The organism is Clostridioides sp. ZZV14-6154, from assembly GCF_020657785.1.
In the GTDB taxonomy this organism is placed as follows: Bacteria; Bacillota; Clostridia; order Peptostreptococcales; family Peptostreptococcaceae; genus Clostridioides.
In genome coordinates this window covers 222,527-243,126 of sequence record NZ_JAGWCY010000001.1, presented here as the reverse complement: position 1 = coordinate 243,126, position 20,600 = coordinate 222,527, and the positions used below count along the sequence as shown (strand labels likewise).

21 protein-coding genes and 1 pseudogene are annotated in these 20,600 nt (G+C 27.0%); 6 read left to right on the top strand and 16 right to left on the bottom strand.

What is annotated here, in order from left to right:
- The first annotated feature begins 220 nt into the window (after nt 1-220).
- The 3 genes from KGF45_RS01095 (at nt 221) to KGF45_RS01085 (ending at nt 4,457) form a co-directional block, all read left to right on the top strand.
- Nucleotides 221-2,554, top strand: a complete 2,334-nt coding sequence (locus tag KGF45_RS01095) for an FtsX-like permease family protein (RefSeq protein WP_227841628.1) — start codon at nt 221-223, stop codon at nt 2,552-2,554.
- Nucleotides 2,555-2,564: 10 nt separating this feature from the next.
- Nucleotides 2,565-3,332: an ABC transporter ATP-binding protein gene (locus KGF45_RS01090; RefSeq protein WP_227841627.1), complete on the top strand. Its 768-nt coding sequence runs from the start codon at nt 2,565-2,567 to the stop codon at nt 3,330-3,332.
- Between the two features lie 279 nt (nt 3,333-3,611).
- Entirely contained in the window at nt 3,612-4,457 is an 846-nt protein-coding gene (locus KGF45_RS01085; RefSeq protein WP_227841626.1) for a hypothetical protein, read from the top strand.
- 325 nt (nt 4,458-4,782) lie between these two features.
- On the opposite strand, the gene KGF45_RS01080 is transcribed toward KGF45_RS01085, so the two are convergent.
- From KGF45_RS01080 to KGF45_RS01065, 4 genes are all read right to left on the bottom strand, one after another.
- Nucleotides 4,783-5,109 carry an AzlD domain-containing protein gene (locus KGF45_RS01080; protein ID WP_227435111.1) on the bottom strand — a complete coding sequence of 109 codons (327 nt, stop codon included), beginning with the start codon at nt 5,107-5,109 and terminating at the stop codon, nt 4,783-4,785.
- On the bottom strand, nt 5,102-5,803 hold the full coding sequence (locus KGF45_RS01075; RefSeq protein WP_227827983.1) for an AzlC family ABC transporter permease: 702 nt from the start codon (nt 5,801-5,803) through the stop codon (nt 5,102-5,104). The genes KGF45_RS01080 and KGF45_RS01075 overlap by 8 nt, the downstream gene beginning before the upstream one ends.
- 288 nt (nt 5,804-6,091) lie before the next feature.
- A complete protein-coding gene (locus tag KGF45_RS01070) occupies nt 6,092-7,474 on the bottom strand; it encodes a PLP-dependent aminotransferase family protein (RefSeq protein WP_227841625.1) in 1,383 nt (460 codons plus the stop codon).
- Between the two features lie 291 nt (nt 7,475-7,765).
- Nucleotides 7,766-7,930 carry a hypothetical protein gene (locus KGF45_RS01065; RefSeq protein WP_227435106.1) on the bottom strand — a complete coding sequence of 55 codons (165 nt, stop codon included), beginning with the start codon at nt 7,928-7,930 and terminating at the stop codon, nt 7,766-7,768.
- A 570-nt stretch (nt 7,931-8,500) separates the two neighbouring features.
- Here KGF45_RS01065 and KGF45_RS01060 point away from each other — a divergent pair.
- Nucleotides 8,501-8,704: pseudogene (locus tag KGF45_RS01060) on the top strand (MerR family transcriptional regulator); the annotation flags it as partial.
- A gap of 44 nt (nt 8,705-8,748) precedes the next feature.
- On the opposite strand, the gene KGF45_RS01055 reads toward KGF45_RS01060, so the two are convergent.
- Nucleotides 8,749-8,907 carry a hypothetical protein gene (locus KGF45_RS01055; RefSeq protein ID WP_227842014.1) on the bottom strand — a complete coding sequence of 53 codons (159 nt, stop codon included), beginning with the start codon at nt 8,905-8,907 and terminating at the stop codon, nt 8,749-8,751.
- Nucleotides 8,908-8,941: 34 nt separating this feature from the next.
- Here KGF45_RS01055 and KGF45_RS01050 point away from each other — a divergent pair, with 34 nt between their 5' ends.
- Nucleotides 8,942-9,481 (top strand): GyrI-like domain-containing protein, encoded by a 540-nt coding sequence (locus KGF45_RS01050; protein WP_227842007.1) that lies wholly within the window; start codon nt 8,942-8,944, stop codon nt 9,479-9,481.
- 386 nt (nt 9,482-9,867) lie between these two features.
- Here KGF45_RS01050 and KGF45_RS01045 read toward each other — a convergent pair whose 3' ends face one another.
- From KGF45_RS01045 to KGF45_RS01015, 8 genes are all read right to left on the bottom strand, one after another.
- Nucleotides 9,868-10,200 (bottom strand): carboxymuconolactone decarboxylase family protein, encoded by a 333-nt coding sequence (locus tag KGF45_RS01045; RefSeq protein ID WP_227827980.1) that lies wholly within the window; start codon nt 10,198-10,200, stop codon nt 9,868-9,870.
- 266 nt (nt 10,201-10,466) lie between these two features.
- Nucleotides 10,467-11,108, bottom strand: coding sequence for an SdpI family protein (locus KGF45_RS01040; RefSeq protein WP_227827979.1), 642 nt, complete (start codon nt 11,106-11,108; stop codon nt 10,467-10,469).
- Nucleotides 11,089-11,382, bottom strand: a complete 294-nt coding sequence (locus tag KGF45_RS01035; RefSeq protein WP_227827978.1) for an autorepressor SdpR family transcription factor — start codon at nt 11,380-11,382, stop codon at nt 11,089-11,091. Before KGF45_RS01035 ends, KGF45_RS01040 begins: the two co-directional genes overlap by 20 nt.
- Before the next feature lie 267 nt (nt 11,383-11,649).
- Nucleotides 11,650-11,784, bottom strand: coding sequence for a hypothetical protein (locus KGF45_RS19990; protein ID WP_255287792.1), 135 nt, complete (start codon nt 11,782-11,784; stop codon nt 11,650-11,652).
- Between the two features lie 368 nt (nt 11,785-12,152).
- Nucleotides 12,153-12,905 carry a sulfite exporter TauE/SafE family protein gene (locus KGF45_RS01030; protein WP_227827977.1) on the bottom strand — a complete coding sequence of 251 codons (753 nt, stop codon included), beginning with the start codon at nt 12,903-12,905 and terminating at the stop codon, nt 12,153-12,155.
- Between the two features lie 62 nt (nt 12,906-12,967).
- Nucleotides 12,968-14,632, bottom strand: coding sequence for a helix-turn-helix domain-containing protein (locus KGF45_RS01025; protein WP_227841624.1), 1,665 nt, complete (start codon nt 14,630-14,632; stop codon nt 12,968-12,970).
- Nucleotides 14,633-14,643: 11 nt separating this feature from the next.
- Entirely contained in the window at nt 14,644-15,006 is a 363-nt protein-coding gene (locus tag KGF45_RS01020; RefSeq protein WP_227841623.1) for a metal-dependent transcriptional regulator, read from the bottom strand.
- A gap of 314 nt (nt 15,007-15,320) precedes the next feature.
- A complete protein-coding gene (locus KGF45_RS01015; RefSeq protein ID WP_227841622.1) occupies nt 15,321-15,704 on the bottom strand; it encodes a MerR family transcriptional regulator in 384 nt (127 codons plus the stop codon).
- A gap of 145 nt (nt 15,705-15,849) precedes the next feature.
- Here KGF45_RS01015 and KGF45_RS01010 point away from each other — a divergent pair, with 145 nt between their 5' ends.
- Nucleotides 15,850-16,644, top strand: a complete 795-nt coding sequence (locus tag KGF45_RS01010) for an HpcH/HpaI aldolase family protein (protein WP_227840964.1) — start codon at nt 15,850-15,852, stop codon at nt 16,642-16,644.
- Between the two features lie 213 nt (nt 16,645-16,857).
- On the opposite strand, the gene KGF45_RS01005 is transcribed toward KGF45_RS01010, so the two are convergent.
- From KGF45_RS01005 to ilvD, 3 genes are all read right to left on the bottom strand, one after another.
- Nucleotides 16,858-17,286 carry a flavodoxin gene (locus KGF45_RS01005; RefSeq protein ID WP_227827972.1) on the bottom strand — a complete coding sequence of 143 codons (429 nt, stop codon included), beginning with the start codon at nt 17,284-17,286 and terminating at the stop codon, nt 16,858-16,860.
- Nucleotides 17,287-17,510: 224 nt separating this feature from the next.
- Entirely contained in the window at nt 17,511-18,449 is a 939-nt protein-coding gene (locus KGF45_RS01000) for a S8 family peptidase (RefSeq protein ID WP_227827971.1), read from the bottom strand.
- A 358-nt stretch (nt 18,450-18,807) separates the two neighbouring features.
- Nucleotides 18,808-20,463 carry a dihydroxy-acid dehydratase gene (ilvD, locus tag KGF45_RS00995; protein ID WP_227841621.1) on the bottom strand — a complete coding sequence of 552 codons (1,656 nt, stop codon included), beginning with the start codon at nt 20,461-20,463 and terminating at the stop codon, nt 18,808-18,810.
- Nucleotides 20,464-20,600 lie beyond the last annotated feature (137 nt).

The following is a 20,600-nucleotide window of genomic DNA, read 5'->3' as shown; positions in this document are numbered from 1 at the left end:
GATTATGAAAGTATATAAAGACTACTTAATAGAAATTTTGATGAAAATAGTGGTAACTATTGTTATCTCTTATCAATATGCAGCATTAATAAAAAATAACTTATTATACACTTACTTGAGCTTTTTTATATTCAACTCAGTTTACTTACTTCAGTTATTTACATTGCTATACTTATGCTATTTTTAATTTTTAGAAATTTTTAAGAAACGAGGATGAAATATGTTAAAAAGAATATTACAAAAAGATTTAACAAGAAATAAAGTAGTAACAGCCACATTATTCATATTTATTTTACTGGCAGCTATGTTAGTATCTAGTGCTACAAATATTATTATGGAACTTACTAGTTCTATGGCTTCCCTGTTTAGACAATCTCGTGCACCTCACTATGTTCAAATGTATTCTGGAGAATTAAACCAAAAATCAATCAATGAATTTACAGCTTCAACTCCGTCTGTAAAAGAACAACAAACTGTTGAACTCTTAAATATCAATGGAAGGAATATTTTTCTAGGAAATGAGAAAAAAAGCCAGTCTGACAGTGTTTTAGAAAATAGTTTTGTGAGGCAAAATAGTAAGTTCGATTTTTTATTAGACATGGATAATGAGATATTTCAAGTAGAAAATGGAGAAATAGGGGTTCCTGTCTATTACATGAAACAAAATAATTTAAATGTTGGAGATAAGATACAAATAGTCAATGGTGATTTCTTCATGGAATTTACAATAAAAGACTTTGTACGTGATGTACAAATGAACCCTTCCCTTGTTACTTCAAAGCGTTTCTTAATCAGTAATGATGATTGGAATACTTTACATGCTAACTTGGGTGAAAGTGAGTACCTGATTGAGTTTCTATTAAATGATATAAATAAAATTAGTGAATTTGAAACGTTATATCAATCAACTAATCTTCCACAAACAGGAACATCAATAACTTATTCTCTTTATCAAGTGCTAAATGCATTATCTGATGGAATTGTAGTTGCAATTATTATCTTAATTAGTGTTCTACTTATTATAATTGCTACTTTATGCTTACGATTCACACTAATTGCAACTATTGAGGAAGATTATCGTGAAATTGGTGTTATGAAAGCAATTGGTATCCAAAGTGGTAATATCCGAAAGTTGTATCTGGTAAAATATATATTGATTGCATCTTCAGCAAGTTTTTTTGGTTATATAACCTCATTATTTATTGGAACTTTTTTTACAGAAAATATCAATCTTTATATGGGCAAAGTAGAAAAAAGTGCTTTTGCTATTTTTATTCCATTAATTGGTGCAGTTATTGTATTTATAGCAGTTATATTCTTTTGTAATCTAATACTCAAAAGATTTAATAAAATATCAGCAGTAGAAGCATTAAAAACAGGTACTTCAATGACCACTAAACGAAACAGATATAATATAAAACTATACAAAAGTAAAATAACAAATGTTAATTTCTTTTTAGGATTAAATGAAGTAACTGGAAGATTTACCATTTATAGCTTACTCTGCTTTGTTTATGCTGTCTGCATCTTCCTTATGATTGTACCACTTAATTTTCTAAATACTATTCAGTCTCCAGAATTTATTACTTATATGGGAGCTGGTCAAAGTGATATTCGCATTGATTTACAACATACAAATGAAACTCAAAACCATCTTAATTCTATATTGAAGGTTATTGAAAGTGACAATGATGTTGAAAAGTATGCTTCCTTTATAACGAGTTCTTATAAGGTAATGAACCAGGATGGGACGATAGAAAATATGAAAATAGAAAATGGAGATTTTTCAACTTTTCCACTTGAATATGTAAAGGGTTCTGCACCAACAAATGAAAATGAGATTGCTCTATCTGTTATAAATGCTGATGAATTAGGGAAAAGTGTTGGAGATAATTTATCTATTTTTTCAGAAAAAGATAATGAGCTAATCCTTACTGTTAGTGGAATTTATCAAGATGTTACATATGGTGGTAAGACTGCTAAAGCGATGCTACCTTACAAAGAAGATACAATTTTATGGCATGTCATAAATTTAAATATGAAACCTGGAGTTAATTTAACAGATAAATTAAATCAGTATAGAATGAATTGTTATCCCGCAAAAGTTACAAATATGGACGATTATGTAAGTCAGACATTAGGCTCTGTTATTAGCCAATTAAGACTTGTTATAAAGCTAGCTGTTATTCTATCTATTTCGATTTCTGGATTTATTACAGCAATGTTTTTTAAAATGTTGATTGCTAAAGATACATCACAAATTGCAATTATGCTTAGTTTAGGCTTCTCTACTAAAAATATACGAACTCAATATATTGCAAGAGCATTATTAGTCCTTACAACTGGAATTATTTTAGGAACTATTGCATCAAATACAATTGGTCAAAAAATAGCAGGGCTACTTCTTTCTGGTATATCCAATTTACAATTTATAACAAATCCAATAATTGTATATATAATTTGTCCAATAACTTTAATTATAACTGTATCTATTGCTATCACAGCAATCAGTATGACAATCAAAAAAATAAAAATTATGTCTATCATAGAATAAGAGGTATATTATGAATAATATTATAGAAGCTAAAAAAATTAGTAAAGAATATGTCATCAGCAAAGAGAATATACATCAAGTTTTAAAAGGAATTGATTTAACCATTCAACATGGAGAGTTTGTATCTGTTATGGGAGCTTCTGGCTCAGGAAAAACAACTCTACTTTATAACTTAAGTGGTATGGATAAACTCACATCTGGAAACATTACATTCTGCGGAGAAATGATTTCTAATATGTCTGAGGAAGAATTATCGAAGATACGATTAAAAAAAATGGGATTTATCTTTCAACAAAGCAATTTACTAAAAAATTTAAATATCTTTGACAATATAGTCCTTTCTGCCTACTTGAGAAAGGAAGAAAGCCGCCAAATAATTAATGAGCGAGCAAAAATACTTATGGAGAAGACAAATATCTCAGAAATCAAAGATAAAGATATTACTCAGGTTTCTGGTGGTCAACTTCAAAGAGCAGCTATATGCCGTGCTTTAATTAATACTCCAGAAATCTTATTTGGAGATGAACCAACAGGTGCACTTAATTCTAAAGTAACAAATGAAGTGATGGACATTCTTTTAGATATCAACAATTCTGGTACAACCATTATGCTTGTAACTCATGATGCCAAAGTTGCAGCAAAAACAGAACGAGTAGTATTTATGTCTGATGGTGTAATCATTGGAGAAATTATATTAGGAAAGTTTAATGAATATAATAACAATTTAAAAGAAAGAGAAAACAAACTTACAAACTGGTTATTAGAATTAGGTTTTTAGAAATATTAGTACGAATAAAACAGATATTACTAGTAGTATAAATCAAAATAAATTATGAGTAAAGAAATAAGTAAATCTATTATTAGGGAATCTATAAAGTAATATAAGTACAACTTTTTAAAGCCTTAATTATTTATAAGAAATTTTTTATATATCTAAATTAAGATATGCAATATTTTATTAAACTATCTACTTCACATATATATTAAAGCTGATGACTTATCTAATGTTTGATGATAAAATAAAATTAATAAATATTTAATTATAGAGGATTATATTATGAACATTATTAAAAAAGTAACCTTAGTATTAATATTATTAATTGTAATATCAATAACAGGATGTTCTCCAAGAGAAAGTGCTAGTGAAGTAGCAAAAAAGTATACTGATAGAGTAAATTCTGGAGATTATGAAACAGCATATGATTTACTAAGCAAAGACACCAAGAAAAAAGTTAGTCTTGAAAGGTTTAAAGAGTATCAAAGTGTATTACTTGAGACAAAAAAAGTAATTGGTTATAAATTAATAAAAGAAGAAAATATAGAAAAGTATAAATATGATAAAAAAGAATATAAGAATCTTGTTAAACTAGAAGAAACTTATGATATAAAAAATATTTACTTAAAAAAATGTGAGTCTTTAAAAATTAATAGATACCTTATAGTTGAAAATAATCAATATAAGTTATTATGGCATGAAAATTTCAAACGAAATCTTAGTTCTAGATACCTTGATGTTGTACATCTAAAATTTAGAAAACATGAGATAGTTTCAAATAAAACACTTAAAAAAGCACTTAAAGATACTACTCTACTACTGAAAAAAGCAATTGATATTGATCCTACCAATTCGGATGCTTATTATGCACAAACATGTCACTATATGAATTTAGACGAATATGATAATGGTCTAATTTCAATTAATAACTGCTTAAAATATTTAGATAAAAAAAATTCTAATTATAAAAAAGATTTAAGTGATGCATATAATTTAAAGGCAGTTATGTGTATTGGTAATAAAAAATATGATGAGGCAAAAAAATTTTTAAATAAGTCATTATATGCTAATAAGGATAACACTGATGCAAAGTTTAACTTAAATGTAATAAAAAATCAATTAGAGTAAATATTTAATTTATTATCTTATTCTATTACTTAGTAACTGAGTTTATATAAATATAAAATAAATTTATTTATATTTATATAATATTATATATTAAATTAAAATACTTATAAACTTAAATTATAAAAAAGAACTTATTGCTATATAAAAGTTAATATATAAGCAATAAGTTCTCTATATTTGTACGCAAAACAGTAATTAATTAAATTTAAAATACATAACAAAGAAATACTAAAAATATATAATTATGCTAGATAATAAAATCTAAAGCAATATGTATTTATAAATATTTATAATTTTAAAATTTGTATATATTAGTGGTTAAATATTACATAATAAATCCAAATAAGTATATAGATATAACACCCGTAACAATAGAAATCCCAATAGATTTAAATTTATATGCAACAAGAAGTACAATTAGAAAAGATATAATTTTAGGATTTACTACAGATAAATATAAATTATCTCCATTAAAAAATACATCTTTCGCTGTTAAAGAAGTAAGTATTGCTACAGGTATAAATTTCATTATTTTTTTCAAAGACTCAGGCATATCCTTTTTCGAAAAGATTAACATTGGAAGAACTCTTGGAAGATATGTAACAATGTACATTCCTATTATAATAAAAAATATGTAATTACTATTATTCATAAGATTCCTCCTTTTTATAATGCACCTCTTCTGCAAAGAACCCAATTAAAGATGCTAAAATTGATGCGACTATAATTACTAAATTACTCTTAAACAATACATATAAAATAATTGAAATAATAATTGATGATATAAATACTAAAACATAAATTTTGTTTTTTATTTGAGAAACTATTAATGCTATAAACATAGAAGTCAGTATAAATCCAGAAATAGAACTATCTACAGATATTGTTTCTCCTAAAAATGCCCCAATAAAGTTAGCTAAGACTGATGAAACTAGGCAAAAAAAATTGAGATAGATTGCATTTCTGTCAGTCCAATTTCCAGTAGTAAATTTTTCATAATTAACTGCAAAAGTTTCGTCAGTTATGGTATGGCAAAATGGCAATATAAACTTTGGACTTTTATTTTTTATATACATATTTAAATTGGAACTCATTAAGAAATGTCTCAAATTAACAATAAATGTGGTTAATACAATGGATGTTATACTTGCACCAGCTGAAATCATTGAAGCTGCAATAAATTGAGAGCTTCCTCCAAATACCAAAGTTACCATCAATGCTATTTGAAAAGGTGAAAGACCAGATTTCTGCAGTAGTATTCCTCCTACTATACCTATTGGTATATAGCCCAAAAATATGGGTATAGAGGCAATAAAACTTTCTCTTAGTTGTTGAGTTCTTTCCATGATAAATCACTCCTTTTAACTTTTAATATATTGAGTATTATTAAAATATAAAATAGATTAATCATATAATTGCAATTATACTTAAAAATAAATTTGAATTAACTATATAAGCTTTACTATAATAAATAAAAATAAATTAGTTTTGAAATACTATTAATCTATAATTACTTTTTGTTATAAGGCAATGATATATGTCAATTCTTATAAATCTATTATCTATTATCTATTATGTTTTTATTGTAACAGCAAAAAAAATTACACACAATTAAAATATTGTGTGCAATACAATTATCTTTTTTCTTTCAGTAATCGTTTTAATACACTTAAACCAGATTTAAGTTCTTCTATATTTTCTGTAGCACATACAGCTATTCTTATTGCAGAAATAGGTTTTTCTTTTCCAACCGCAAAGCGCTCAGATGCATAAACTTGTACACCTTCTTTGAGTGCCTGTAACTCAAGTTTTTCTGCCATTATATCATCAGGTAGTATTAACCATCTAAATATACATTCATCATTTCCTAAAATATTATACTCAGATAAATATTGATTGACAATCTCATTTCTTCTCCTAGCAGACTTACGGCGTGCCTCAATTAATTTATCTGCTTCTCCTGATGCAATCATACGGTAAGCTATTTCTGTTAAAAAATATGATTGAGACAGATTAATATTATATAAAGCACTTGATAACGCTTCTCTATACTTTTTAGGTGTAGCAATGTATGCAAGACGTAAGCTAGGTGCAAGAATTTTTGATAAGCTTGTAATATAAATTGTCTGATTAGGTATATAATTAGCAACTGGGTTCAAATGTATTTCATTAAGTAAACCATGAATAGCATCCTCAATCACAATTAGATTATATTTAGATGCAATATGTGCAATCATTTTTCGTCCAGCCTCTGACATTATATGTGTAGTTGGGTTTTGATAATCTGGTATTATATATATTCCCTTGATGTTTTCATTCTTGCAGGCATATAATAAACCTTCTTCACTAATCTCTCCATTTTCTTGTTTAATTGGTATCAGTTGTATTCCAAGCATTTTGGCTGCCGTCTTTATTCCAGGGTAAGTTAATGGGTCTACACCTATTCTATCTCCATGTTGAAACAGACCTGCCAAAATAGCTACAATTGCATTTTGTCCTCCACTTGCAGGAAGTAAGCTATCAGAAGAGGTTTTAAATCCAGTTTTGGAAATCAATTTAGCTATAGCTTCTTTTTGCCAATCAGCACCATCTCTCTGTCCATATTGAAATATAGTTTTAAAATCCAATTCTTTAGTTATTTGTTTAAATAAAGTACTCATTTCTTCTAATGCACAATCTGGATTCATTGTACCCATTTCAATGAATGTAATTTTATTACTTGACATCAAAAATAAATTTGACCGTATATCATAAGCTACAAAAGTTCCACTTCCTGTCACACCGCTTATTAATCCTTTCTTTTCACAAATTTTAAAGGCTCTAGAAATAGTACTTACATTTACATCTAGGAAGTCTGCTAATTCACGTTGTGGTGGTAATTTAGTACCAGGCAACAAAGTTCCATTATTAATATCTTCTTCTAATTGTTCTGCAATAGCTTTATATAGTATTTTCCCTCTTGATGGTCGTTTTGGCTTCCAATTCATAGGATAATTTTCAAAAGAATTAATTGGCATAAAGTTTCACCTCACATTACTAATTTGACTGTTTTGTTTATCTAAGGCAATAAATTCATTAAGAAAGTGATTATACAAATCTCCAACCTAAACAAATTAATCAATAGCTGTATTTCATAATTACCTTTAAATTTATTTTAATATATACACCATATATTTAAAGAACTTTCTTGTCAATATAAAAGTAGTACAAACCATAATTAAATGAATACTAGAATATTTAATTATTTTTGTACAATAAAAAAGAAGGCATAAAGAGCTACCCTCAAGCTCAATATACCTTATAAATATCTACACTTCGTTTTTGACTAATTTCTCTATGTCCTTGATAATATGTTCTTTAGATTTTTTTCCAGCTATTGCATCAAAAATTGCAACAGCTTTTTTCTCTCCAAACTTCTCTGCTACATCATTAAACTCTAGAAATCTAACACTTTCCTTTTGTTTACCAAACATACAACACCTCTCATACATTTTTATATATTTATTATAACTTCTATATGTTTATTTTTCACCAATAAACGTTAGACAAATTAGTGCCTTTATTTTTTTAACTTTATTTTCCCTTCAAAATCCTTAACAAAACTAGTTTATTCTACCCTATGAATAAAAATATACAATTTAATTTGTAGGAAACTCAGTAATAAAATAAAAAAATCAATACTTCTCTTTCCAAAAGTTTTACAGTAAAAATAATAAAAATTATTTATTGTGTAGCAGCTTTGATATATACATAAGATTCACTAACTATTTTGTTTCTCAAAGTAAGTAAAAAATAAAATAGTTAATAACAGAAAAATTTCAAACTGATATGATATTAATAGATACAATCTCTGTATGTCTTTGACATATGCTATCTCGAAAGTTTTTGATGTTACCATAGAGACTTATTTAATTTTACAGATGGCTAAGTATAATAGGAGATATTTAAACTGATTAAATTAAGACAATCAATAATTTTAATGTTTAATTGTTGACTTTGACACCGTGTCGTAGTTTATACTAAAACTGTAAGGAGGAAGTATAATGAGGACAATAACTATAAGCCAAGTATCTAAAAATATGGGTATATCCACTAGAATGCTACGCTATTATGAACAAATTGGATTAATTAAAAGTTTTCGTCGTGAAGGTTATTCTTACAGAGTTTATGATGAAGAAGCAATTTCTAGAATTGAGCAGATTATGCTTTTGCGTAAATTGCGAATTCCTGTACGTCAAATTCAAATAATTCTAGAAAATAAAAATGCAATTACTGCTATTAACATCTTTCGTCAAAACATAAATGAATTGGATGAAGAAATTACGGCTCTTTCTACAATCAAGGATATTCTCTTTTGTTTTATCAAAGAACTAATTAAAGTTACAGAACTACCACTCAAAACTATTATTTCTGAAAATGACACATTGTTATCAGCTATTGAATCACTCAATATTGTTAGTATTAATTTTAAGGAGGAACAAGGTATGAATAAGTTAAATAAAGCAGATGAAAGATTATCAAAACTCAATGATGTACGTATAGTATACCTACCACCAACTACTATTGCTTCCGCTCATTATATTGGTGATGACCCAGAACTTCATGCAAATACAATGCTTGATGAATTCGTGCGTAAAAACAATTTGAATAAAATTAAACCAGATTTAAGACGTTATGGTTTCAATCATCCTAATCCAATAGATGAAACAGGCTATCATGGTTATGAAGCATGGGTGACAATTCCAGATAATATGGAGATTTCGGCACCACTTAAAAGAAAGCAATTTGCAGGAGGGTTATATGGTGCACATATGATTGCTTTTGGCAATTTTGCTGAATGGGATGCACTTCTTGAATGGGTGAATAACAGTGAGAAATATGAATTTGCAGGTGATTTACAAGACCAAGAACATATGTGTGGTCTTTTAGAAGAACATTTAAACTATTTTAGCCATATAGAAAATACAGACCATGAGGTAAAAGATATACAACTTGATTTACTAATACCTATTAAGGAAAAATAAGATAAAATATCAGCATAATAATACTAGTTTGTCAAAAAGATTATATGACTGTGAGATAACAATTATGATAGAGAAAGATTATTTTTGAAAAGAAGAAATATGTCTTTTATTTAACATTCTAACTATTGACAATTAGACAAGATTATAATAAAAAATAGATAAACTATATAGTTTATCTATTTTTTTATTACAACTTTAAGGAATCAATATATTTAAATTTAATAAAATTTATCTAAAGTCTTTCTAAAATTCCAATATGTAAAATATTAAAGTTACATTAATAATATAAGTATTTGTTATGTAATAGTATATGCTATATTAAAACATACTCAATAGTATTATTAAATTAATATATTCGTATTAATACAAATAACTATGTACAAAAATTATATATTAAGTTCTTCTAAGATTTTTATTGCAAATCTTGCATTTGGATATGTAATAGAGCCACCACCAATTACACCTATTTTTATTGCTTCTATAATTTCAGCCTTACTTGCTTCAGAGTCGACACATCCCTCTATATGATAGCAAATGCATTCATCACAACGACTTAAAATAGAAATTGCTAATCCCATCAACTCTTTATTTTTTTTACTTATGGCTCCCTCTGAATAAGTCTTATCATTAAGACTTCCAAATACTTTAAAAAATTCATCTGTTTCACTTAGTTTATTATTATATAATTTTCTATATTCTTTCATTTCTTCAAGATTCATATCTACCTCCTGTGTTTATAAATAATTTTTATAGATTATACTATCACATCATACTTGTATTTTCAATATTAAATATGAATTTTCAATTTATAACACATAGCTTGATTTGCAAATGACCTTAGAATATATAATCAATGATGATTTCTCACTTTGAATATTAATTAATTTTCAGAGCTAAAATAAATACCTTAATAAGTTTTTAATTGTCTGTTTTAGCTCTGAAATATATAATATTTAACTAAGTTTTATAAAAATATATAACTATCCTAATTATTTTTAGCTGAATTTTTATATATAAAATAAGAATAAATAAATGGTATCACTACAATCATAATTATTATGAAAGTATTATAAAAAGGAATATTAATAAATGCATTAATAATTAACAATATTCCACCAATAATCCAAATCCACCCAGCTAAATGATGTGTTTTATTCCAATTTTCTTCATTATTAAGAGTCCATGGTAATTTTATTCCTAATGTATAATTTTGTTTACATTTAGGAATATAGTTTCCAATAAAGAAAATCAATATTCCTGAAAATAATCCTATATAAAAGTTTGTCTCTAAAGTAATTCCTATTGAATACATAATCATCATCACTTGTAAAATAACTGACAGTATAGCAACTCCCCACTTTGAAAAACTTTGAAGTATTTTTGAAAATCCTATTTTCTTTGGTTCATTTTCAAGTCTAAACCATGTATATATATGAATACATAGCATTAATAATGGTACACCAAAAGCTGCTATAACTTTTGGAGCATAATTATCTGGATTTCCATAGTTGTCAAAATGAATTGCAACCTGATCTGGTAATCTATTATAAAAATAAATTGATACAATAAATGGTATAAAACATACTAAAGTTGATAAAACAAATTGTTTATTTATCATTTTTTTCATTATCTTTTTCTCCCTTCTCCATAAATTGTGAAAACCAAAGCATAACTTCTTCAAAAACTGAAGTATTTATTTCGTAGAAAATAAAGTTTTTATACTTGGTTTCAAATATGAGCCCTGCCTTTTTTAATTGTGATAGATGATAAGAGATTGTGGCATTTGTCATATTAAATTTTTCACTAATTTCTCCTGCTGACATCCTGTTACTCTTTAGCATAAGTAAGATTTCTCTTCTTATAGGGTCAGAAAGAGCCTTAAACGTTTCTGGAAAACCCAACAATATCACCTCTCTATTTAGAATTTCATCTAAATACAATATAACATAATTAATTATTCATTTCAATAACTATTTAGATTTTTTTCTAAATAGTTATTGAAATTATTATATAAATTTTTAGAATTAGTTTTAAATAAAGCAATCTCACTCATAGATTACTCTTATTTAAATACTTTACTTTCAAAAAAAATAAAAAGACTTAGAAATAAAACTCTAAGCCCTTTTATTTTACAAACTTTCTTATATTTAAAATATAACGTGCACTATTTATGCAACATATTCATACTTTTCTCTGTATTCTCTTACGGCATCATTCCAAGCTTCTTGTACTGTTACACCTCTTTTATTAGCAATTCTCTGTGCCAGTTCAATTATTTTCATAGCTCTTCTTGATATGTTCATATATATTCCTCCTACAAATTATTATATATTTCATATACATAGATTAAAGTTATATTTTTATACTATATAACTTTTCTATTCTAATATTACAATTTCCATATGTATTATATATGAACTGTATTAGAAGATAATTAGAATTTTTGTAAAATTTGTATATATTCATATTTATACAACATTGACCTAATGAAAATCTTAAAATAACTTGAAATATATATTCTGATATATACTCTAATAAGCATTTAGAAACTGCAAAATACTTGAAGTTTTTAATAGTTAATATCATATAAAAAATCTACAACTAATCTAATTACAGTGGTTGTAGATTTTTATATAATATACAAATAATTATAAAAGATAAAACTATCCAATTAAAACAATGTTTGGTACATTAGCTTTGTGACCATAAATAATGCCATTACTAAAAATATTGGTTTTATCATTTTTGAACCATTTTTTATTGCAACTTTAGCACCTACATAAGCCCCTATTATCATTACTAATGCAAACAACACAGCAATTTTATAATATACTTGACCATTTATCATAAATAATAATAATGAAGTTACATTGCTTGTCAAGTTTAATATTTTTGTATTTGCTGAAGCATGCAAGAAATCATATCCATATATTTTTATAAATCCAAAAGCTAAAAATGTTCCTGTTCCTGGCCCAAAAAAACCATCATAGAAACCCATTATAAATGCCATAAGCATTCCTAATCTCAAATTTTTCTTATTAATACCTTCAAATCTGTCTTCTTGACCTAAATTTTTAGAAACAAAAGTATAAATTGCCACTATTAAAATCATCAATACAACTAAAACATTTAGTATATTTTCATTTATTGATAATACACATTTTACTCCTAAAATACTGCCTATAATAGTAAATGGAACTAATTTTTTTAAGAGTTCATTATTAGTTTTGCCAGATTTTGCATACCTATAAGCACTACTTATACAACCTGCTGATGCTGCAAATTTGTTTGTACCAATAGCAAGATGTATTGGTACTCCAATAGCCATAAGAACAGGCATACTGATAAGTCCACCTCCACCTGCTATAGAATCTACAAAAGCAGCTATAAAGCCCCCTATACATAAAAAAATAATTACAAACATAAAATTCCTCCATACATTCTATTTCAATCTCCTTTACAATATATACTTCATACAATTCTTTCTTAATTTTTATTGTCCAATATATTTTTTCTATATTCATTTGGAGTGCTATTATTAAATTTTTTAAATATTTGTGAAAAATAACTGCTATTATTAAATCCTACTTTCTTACAAATATCAGCTATACTCATATTCCCATTTTTTAAATATTTTTTAGATTCTTCTATTCTAAGAATATTTATATACTCAGTTATTGAAATTTTATTCTTTTCATTGAAAATAGAACTTAAATAATTTGGACTTATAAAAAACATCTCAGATATACTATTTAAATTTATATTTTCTTTATAATATTTTTGTATATATTCGTTTATCTTTTCAATTAAATTTACTTTATCTTTTCTCCAAAATTCTCTATTTATATCAATACATTCTTTAGAAAATTCAAGTAATATATTCCATAAGTCTTTATCACTACTTACAAGTGATATTTTTTTAGTATATTTATTTTTTACGTAATAGATAAGATTTAAATCTTCTAAATCTCTAAGTACTGTTCTAGATAATACAAGTATCACCTCTTGAATAATACTTTTAATATTATTATGTATTTTCTTATTTATCTCTATTAATTTACAAATGCCTTCTAAATTCATATTTTTAATTTCTTTCTCAAGAAAAAATTCTAATTCATAAGGATACTCTACACAGTTAGTATTAAGTATACTAATTCCTACAGGACTTATAATGCACTTTTCTTCTAATAGCTTATAATTAGCCCTTTTAAGTGCATCTTCAAGTTTTATATTTTCCTTTCTACTCTTTAATATTTCCTCATCTTTTATACTAAGTTGGTTTTCAAAGAATCTTCTTTTTGCTATTTCCTGAATAAAATCAGTTACCATTAGTAAATTTTCTTTTAATACATATAATCTACTTTTAGGATTTAATGGGATTTCACTGTAAATTTTATTTATATATTTTATATCTATATTTGAGTTATTTGATAATATCGATAACTTTTTATCTATATCAATAGATTTATATATTATAAAATTTCCACATTCTATATATCCAATTATATTTTCTTCTAATACTATAGGTATCTCTAGGCTAGAAACATCATAATCACAATTATATATTTTAGTAAAATTATCGTTATTTATATTTTTATTAAGTTTTCTATTACATGTTCTTATGTTTTTGCAAATATTGCAAAACTTAACTTCTCCATTAGTTTCAAATATTTTTTCGTGTTTTGAATCATAAATAGATATTTTTAGCTTCAGTATATTAGATATTTGATTTGCAATATTTTCAATTATATTTATATTAATTAACTCTTGTATATTATTCTCAGAAAACATGATTGGTAATTGTTTTAAGCTTGAAAATTTATAGGGAACATAGGCGATTAATATTATCAAATCATTTTTACCAGTATTTATAATTTCATGTTCTGAATATGGTGGGCAATAGATTATTGATGATTTCTTTATATTAATCTTTCTACCATCAATTATTTGTATTCCTTCTCCTTGAATCACGTATAAAAGTTGTTCTTCACTTAAATGAAAATGTTTTTCTTGACAATTTCCTGGAAAAAATTTTACAACTCCAGCACTAAGTCTATTAGATTGTGTTTTTGATGGCTCATGTATCCATGTAACTTCTCCCCAATTAAATTTTTGCACTTCATATTTACTCGACTCACTAAAATACTCCATAAGCTCACCTCTTAGTTTTTGTCTAAATATTTTTTTATTCTTTCAAACGTCTCATTGCTTATAACATGCTCTATTCTACATGCATCTTTTTCAGCTATATTGAATGAAACTCCCAATGTATTTATTAGAAATCTAGTAATTAAAATATGTTTTTCATAAATTTCTTCTGCTTTTTTTCTACCATTTTCAGTTAAAATAATTTCACCATCAAACTTCATTACAATGAGACCACTTTCCTTTAAAATCCCTACAGCTCTACTTACACTTGCTTTACTATAATTTAGTTCTTTTGCTATATCAATAGACTTTACAATTCCATTTTTCTTCTCCAAAATAAATATTGTCTCTAAATAATTTTCTCTTGATTCATACATTTCTACTTCCCCCAAGCAATAACAATTCAATTCTAATATTTTTATCATACCAATTAAAAAAGTATAACTGTATGTTTTAACATCATAATCTAGATTGTTCATATATATAATAAAAAATACTCACTTTTATACTCATAAATATTTTTACCACTTACATTAATATATCTTATCATAATTTTCTTTTTTATTACATAGAGAAACCTCAGACAAAATAAAAACCAGTTTAGACTTTGATACATAGTGTAAGAAAAGCATTAAAAGCAAGACTTTACATACATAAACAGACAACAAAGTTATAAAAAGAACACAAAAAATTATTTCTTAACTACCTTTTTTTCATTTAGATAGGCTACTTTTTCATCTATTTGCTCCATACAATGTTCCAACACATGTATTTTATTTTGAATATTCTGTTTATGTTGTTCAAATAGACAAATTCTTTTATCTATTGTATCATCTCCCATATCACAGAAATGAAAGCATTCATATATATCCTTTATAGATAAGCCTGCCTTTTTAAGTTCTATAATAAAGACTAGGCGTTCTATATCCTCTTCTAAAAAATAACGAACACCACTTGGTTTTCTATTGATAGGAAGTAGCAAGCCTTTTTCTTCATAAAAACGGATTGCTGATGGAGAAATTCCGGTTATTTTTGATACCTCAGTCATGGAATATTGCATGTTCTTTACCTCCATAAAATTTTAAATGAATAATAACATTATAAAAATTCCTTTCATAATAGTCAATCAGTAGTCAATAAAAAAGTATTGACTTCAAGTTAGGTTGAAGTTGTATAGTTTGAAGTGTAAAAATCAACTGGTAAAAGAAAGGATGATATAAATGGAAAAATATGCAACTATGATTAAAGAAAATTTAAATGCAGGAAAAGTACTTTGTGGAATTGCAGTTTCACTGTCTGATTCAGCTGTAAGTGAATTAGTAGGGCTATCTGGATATGATTTTGTCTGGATTGAGGGAGAACATGGAGCCTTAGACCGTAAAGACATTCAGCAACATATGATAGCGGCACATGCTGGCGGTGCTGCTTCTTTAGTTAGATTAGGAAATAGTGACCCTGCTCTTGTTAGAGCCATAATGGATATGGGAACAGATATCATAGGATTTCCATTTATTAATACAGTACAAGACGCACAAAAAGCAGTATCAGTTTGTACCTACCCACCAAAAGGTATAAGAGGATGTAATCCTCAACGTGCTTCTTATTATGGGCGTATGAATTATTTAGACTATATTAAAAACGCAGATAAAGAAACATTGAAAATGATGTTAATTGAGCAAAAATCAGGCTATGACAATCTTGAAGATATAGTTCAGGTTGATGGTGTTGATATTATAGCACTAGGTCCTGGCGACCTATCTTTAGATCTTGGCTTTGCTGGAGATATGGATAGACCAGAAATAAAAAATATGATTACTCATGCTGCTGAGATATGTAAAAAATATAAAATGCCTTTTATCGTCTTTCCAACAATAGAAAAGACAAGCGTTGAAACATGGGTCAATATTGGTGCAAATATGCTTTGCTTTGCACAAGATACAACCTTTATCACTTCTGCTATCAATCAATTATGGTCTTTTTATGATGAAGTTGTACCAGTTGAAAAACATCATTAAATAATTGTATTTCTTGTACAATAAACATACTGCCAGATAACAAATAAAAAATTATTATCCGGCAGTACTGAATATATCTTGAAGTCAAAACATTAACTATTTTCTCTTTTATAGAATATTCATCACATATGTCATACTATTAATATTTTTTAGCTTTATGTATACTAATATTATCATTAGTTTTTAAAAATTAGCTTTTTATAGCATACAAATTTATTCAGCCAACATTTTACCTAATTCAATACAATTAGCCTCTGCCTCTCCATCTGGATCTTCCATTGCTGTGATTCCTTCACCACCTATAATCGTAGCACCAGCATTTTGCATACGTTCTTCCCAATCTCTCATCCATTCACAATTTCCCCAACCATATGAACCAAATAATCCAATTTGTTTACCTGATACCATTGATTCTAATTCTGATACAAATGGTTCCATATAACCTTCTTCTAATTGCTCTGCTCCCATAGATGGGCAACCTAGTGCAAATTTATTTTCTCCTTTTAAATCGCTTGGTTTCAATAAACTTACATCTAAAACCTCTGGTGTTTTACCTTTTGACTTTACACCTTCTGCTACAAAATTTGCCATTTTTTCAGTATTTCCTGTTCCACTCCAATAAACAATATATATTTTACTCATTTTTACCTCCTATGATATTTTTAATTAATATATTAGTTAGCTATAGCTAACTAATATTTAAAAAATAAAAGATTTCTTTATTTGAAATCTCTTTATTTTTTCTAAATATATAATATCATGAGTAGTTTTAAAAATCAATATTTATCGATAATATTTCTCATTAAATAATTTTTATCATTTATCTATTAAATACATAGTCTTTATTTTTCATTAGCAAACAAATACTATCTTTTAGTATTACCCTTGTATTTATAAAGATTTAAATATAGGTAACCATTTCCTTGTTCTGTTCTAGGCAAACCAAGTGCCCTTGTACACTTTATTAACTGTGCATACAACTCAGCTTCATCAAAATTTCGTTCAAATTCTTCTCTTGCCCACTCTTTAATCAATGCCATTGAACCTGTTACATAGGGTGCACTCATACTAGTACCACTCATAATAGCAAGCTTATTATCCATATAAGTTGATAAAATATTTCTTCCTGGTGCAACTAAATCTATTGTACTATTTGAATTGCTAAATTTCTCAACTAAATAGTTTTCATTTATTGCACCTACTTCTATTACTTCAGGATAACTTGCTGGGTAACTATATTCACTTGTACTAGAATCCCCATCTCCATTATTACCAGCTGCACACACTACAGGAATATTATTTTTTACTGCTTGTAAAACAGCATTTTTTAGATTTTTATCATCTTTATTCCCTCCTAGAGACATAGATATAATATCCACCTTGCTACTTACAGCAAAGTTGATAGCATTAATTATACTCTGATACGTCCCAATACCATCTTTATTTAATGCTTTGGCTATTAATAATTTACAATCTGGTGCTACTCCCATAACTTCATTATTATAATTAGATGCTGCTATAATACCTGCTACATGTGTTCCATGTCCATTAAAATCCTCATATATATTTTTATTTCCATTACTATCATCACTGAAATTTGCCCCTCCAATGACTTTCCCTTTTAATAGAGGATGAGATGTATCACAACCTGTATCTATTATACCAACTACAACATTTTTACCAGTGTAGCCCTCTTCCCACATTCCTTTAGCATTCATTTGTTTTATACCATATGGAAATTTATTCTTTGTTCCTCTTAGATTTTCATTTATCTCATATGGAATTAACTTCATTTTTTTATTCATAATGTATCCCCCTAAAAATTTTATTGCATATAAAAAATTATAAACAAGTTAAAATGATAAACTATAAATTAATAATTTAATTTATAGTTACATGATTATACTCATCTATTTATATTTATGATGTGTTTTTTATTTTTAGGAGTCATATTTTATTGTCTACAAAATAAAATTTATGTGCTATATCAAAATAAAGATTTGCTTACATATGCAGATTTACTTTCATAGAGAATTTACTTTTTTATAAGATACAAAATATTTTATACGTTTGAAACAATAAAATAGGATATCTTATTTATGGTAAAAACCTTTTAAGATATCCTGTTAGTATTTAATATTCTCTACTTTTTTAATATATTTACTATTTCAAAACTGCCCCTGTATTTGCTGATGTAACCAGTTTAGCATATCTACTTAAATATCCATGCTTTATTTTTGGTTCCAAAGGCTTAAATTTTGATTTTCTCTTTTCCATTTCTACATCACTTACTTTTAATTCTAATTTTTTATCTGCTATATTTATAGAAATTATATCACCTTCTTCAACTATTCCTATTAAACCACCTTCCATAGCTTCTGGAGAAATATGTCCTATAGATGCCCCTCTGGTAGCTCCTGAAAAACGACCATCAGTAAGAAGTGCTACATGCTTATCAAGTCCCATTCCCGCAACTGCTGAGGTAGGAGATAACATTTCTTTCATTCCTGGCCCTCCTTTTGGACCTTCATACCTTATAACTATAACATCACCTTTATTTATTTTTTTGCCAAATATAGCACTAACAGCTTCTTCTTCTGAATTAAAAACTCTTGCTGGACCTTCATGAACCAACATTTCCTCTGCTACTGCTGATTTTTTTACAACTGCTCCATTTGTAGCAAGATTACCTCTTAAAATTGCTAGGCCTCCTTGACTGCTATACGGATTTTCTAATGTATGTATTACTTCTTCGTTCTTTATCTCACAATTTTTTATGTTTTCTCCTATAGTCTTGCCTGTTACTGTTTTACAATCTAAATTTATTCCTTTTATCTTTGAAAGTTCATTCATTATAGCTGGTATTCCGCCTGCCATATGTAAATCTTCGATATGATGCTTACCACTTGGACTTAATTTTGTTAAACAAGGAGTTTTTTCACTTATTTCATCAAATAAATCTAAATTAAGTTCTATTCCTGCTTCATAGGCTATTGCAGGTAAATGAAGCACTGTATTTGTAGAACCAGCCATTGCCATATCTACAGTTATTGCATTTTTAAAAGCATCTATTGTCAAAATATCTCTAGGCTTTATATCATTCTTAAGAAGTTCCATGACATACATACCTGCATATTTTGCTATTCTTTTTCTTTCTCCTGAATGTGAAGCAGCAGTGCCATTATATGGAATACCCATACCTAGTGCCTCTGTTAAACAATTCATACTATTAGCTGTAAAAAGTCCAGAACATGAACCACAACCAGGACAAGAATTCATTGCCAACACTTCTAGTTCCTCTTCACTCATTGTTCCATCCTTACAAGCTCCAACACCTTCCATTGCAGAGTTAAAGTCATATACTTTTCCATTTGCTTTTCCTGGAAGCATAGGACCTCCACTTACAACAACACTTGGTATATTAAGTCTTGCAGCAGCCATTAACATTCCTGGCACTATTTTATCACAATTAGGTATAAGTACTAAAGCGTCAAAACCATGTGCCATCGCCATTGCCTCTATAGAATCGGCTATTAATTCTCTTGAAGCAAGTGAATAATTCATTCCAACATGCCCCATAGCTATACCATCACAAACTCCTATAGCTGGAAATTCTAATGGTAATCCACCACTCATTCTCACTCCATTTTTTGCTGCTTCTGCTATTTCATCAAGATGAAGATGACCAGGAATCACTTCATTTTGTGCATTTACTATACCTATTAGTGGTCTTTCAATTTCTTCTCTAGTAAGACCCATTCCATACATTAATGCTCTCTTTGGAGCTCCTTCTATTCCTTTTTTTATATCACTTCTCATGGTATTACCTCTTTCTTATATTTTTAAAATTTTCATAATATTATTATAATATATTTTTATATCAATTAATTACAAAAAATCCAAAAAATATTAAAAGATATTAATATAAAATTATTACGATTTTATATTAATATCTT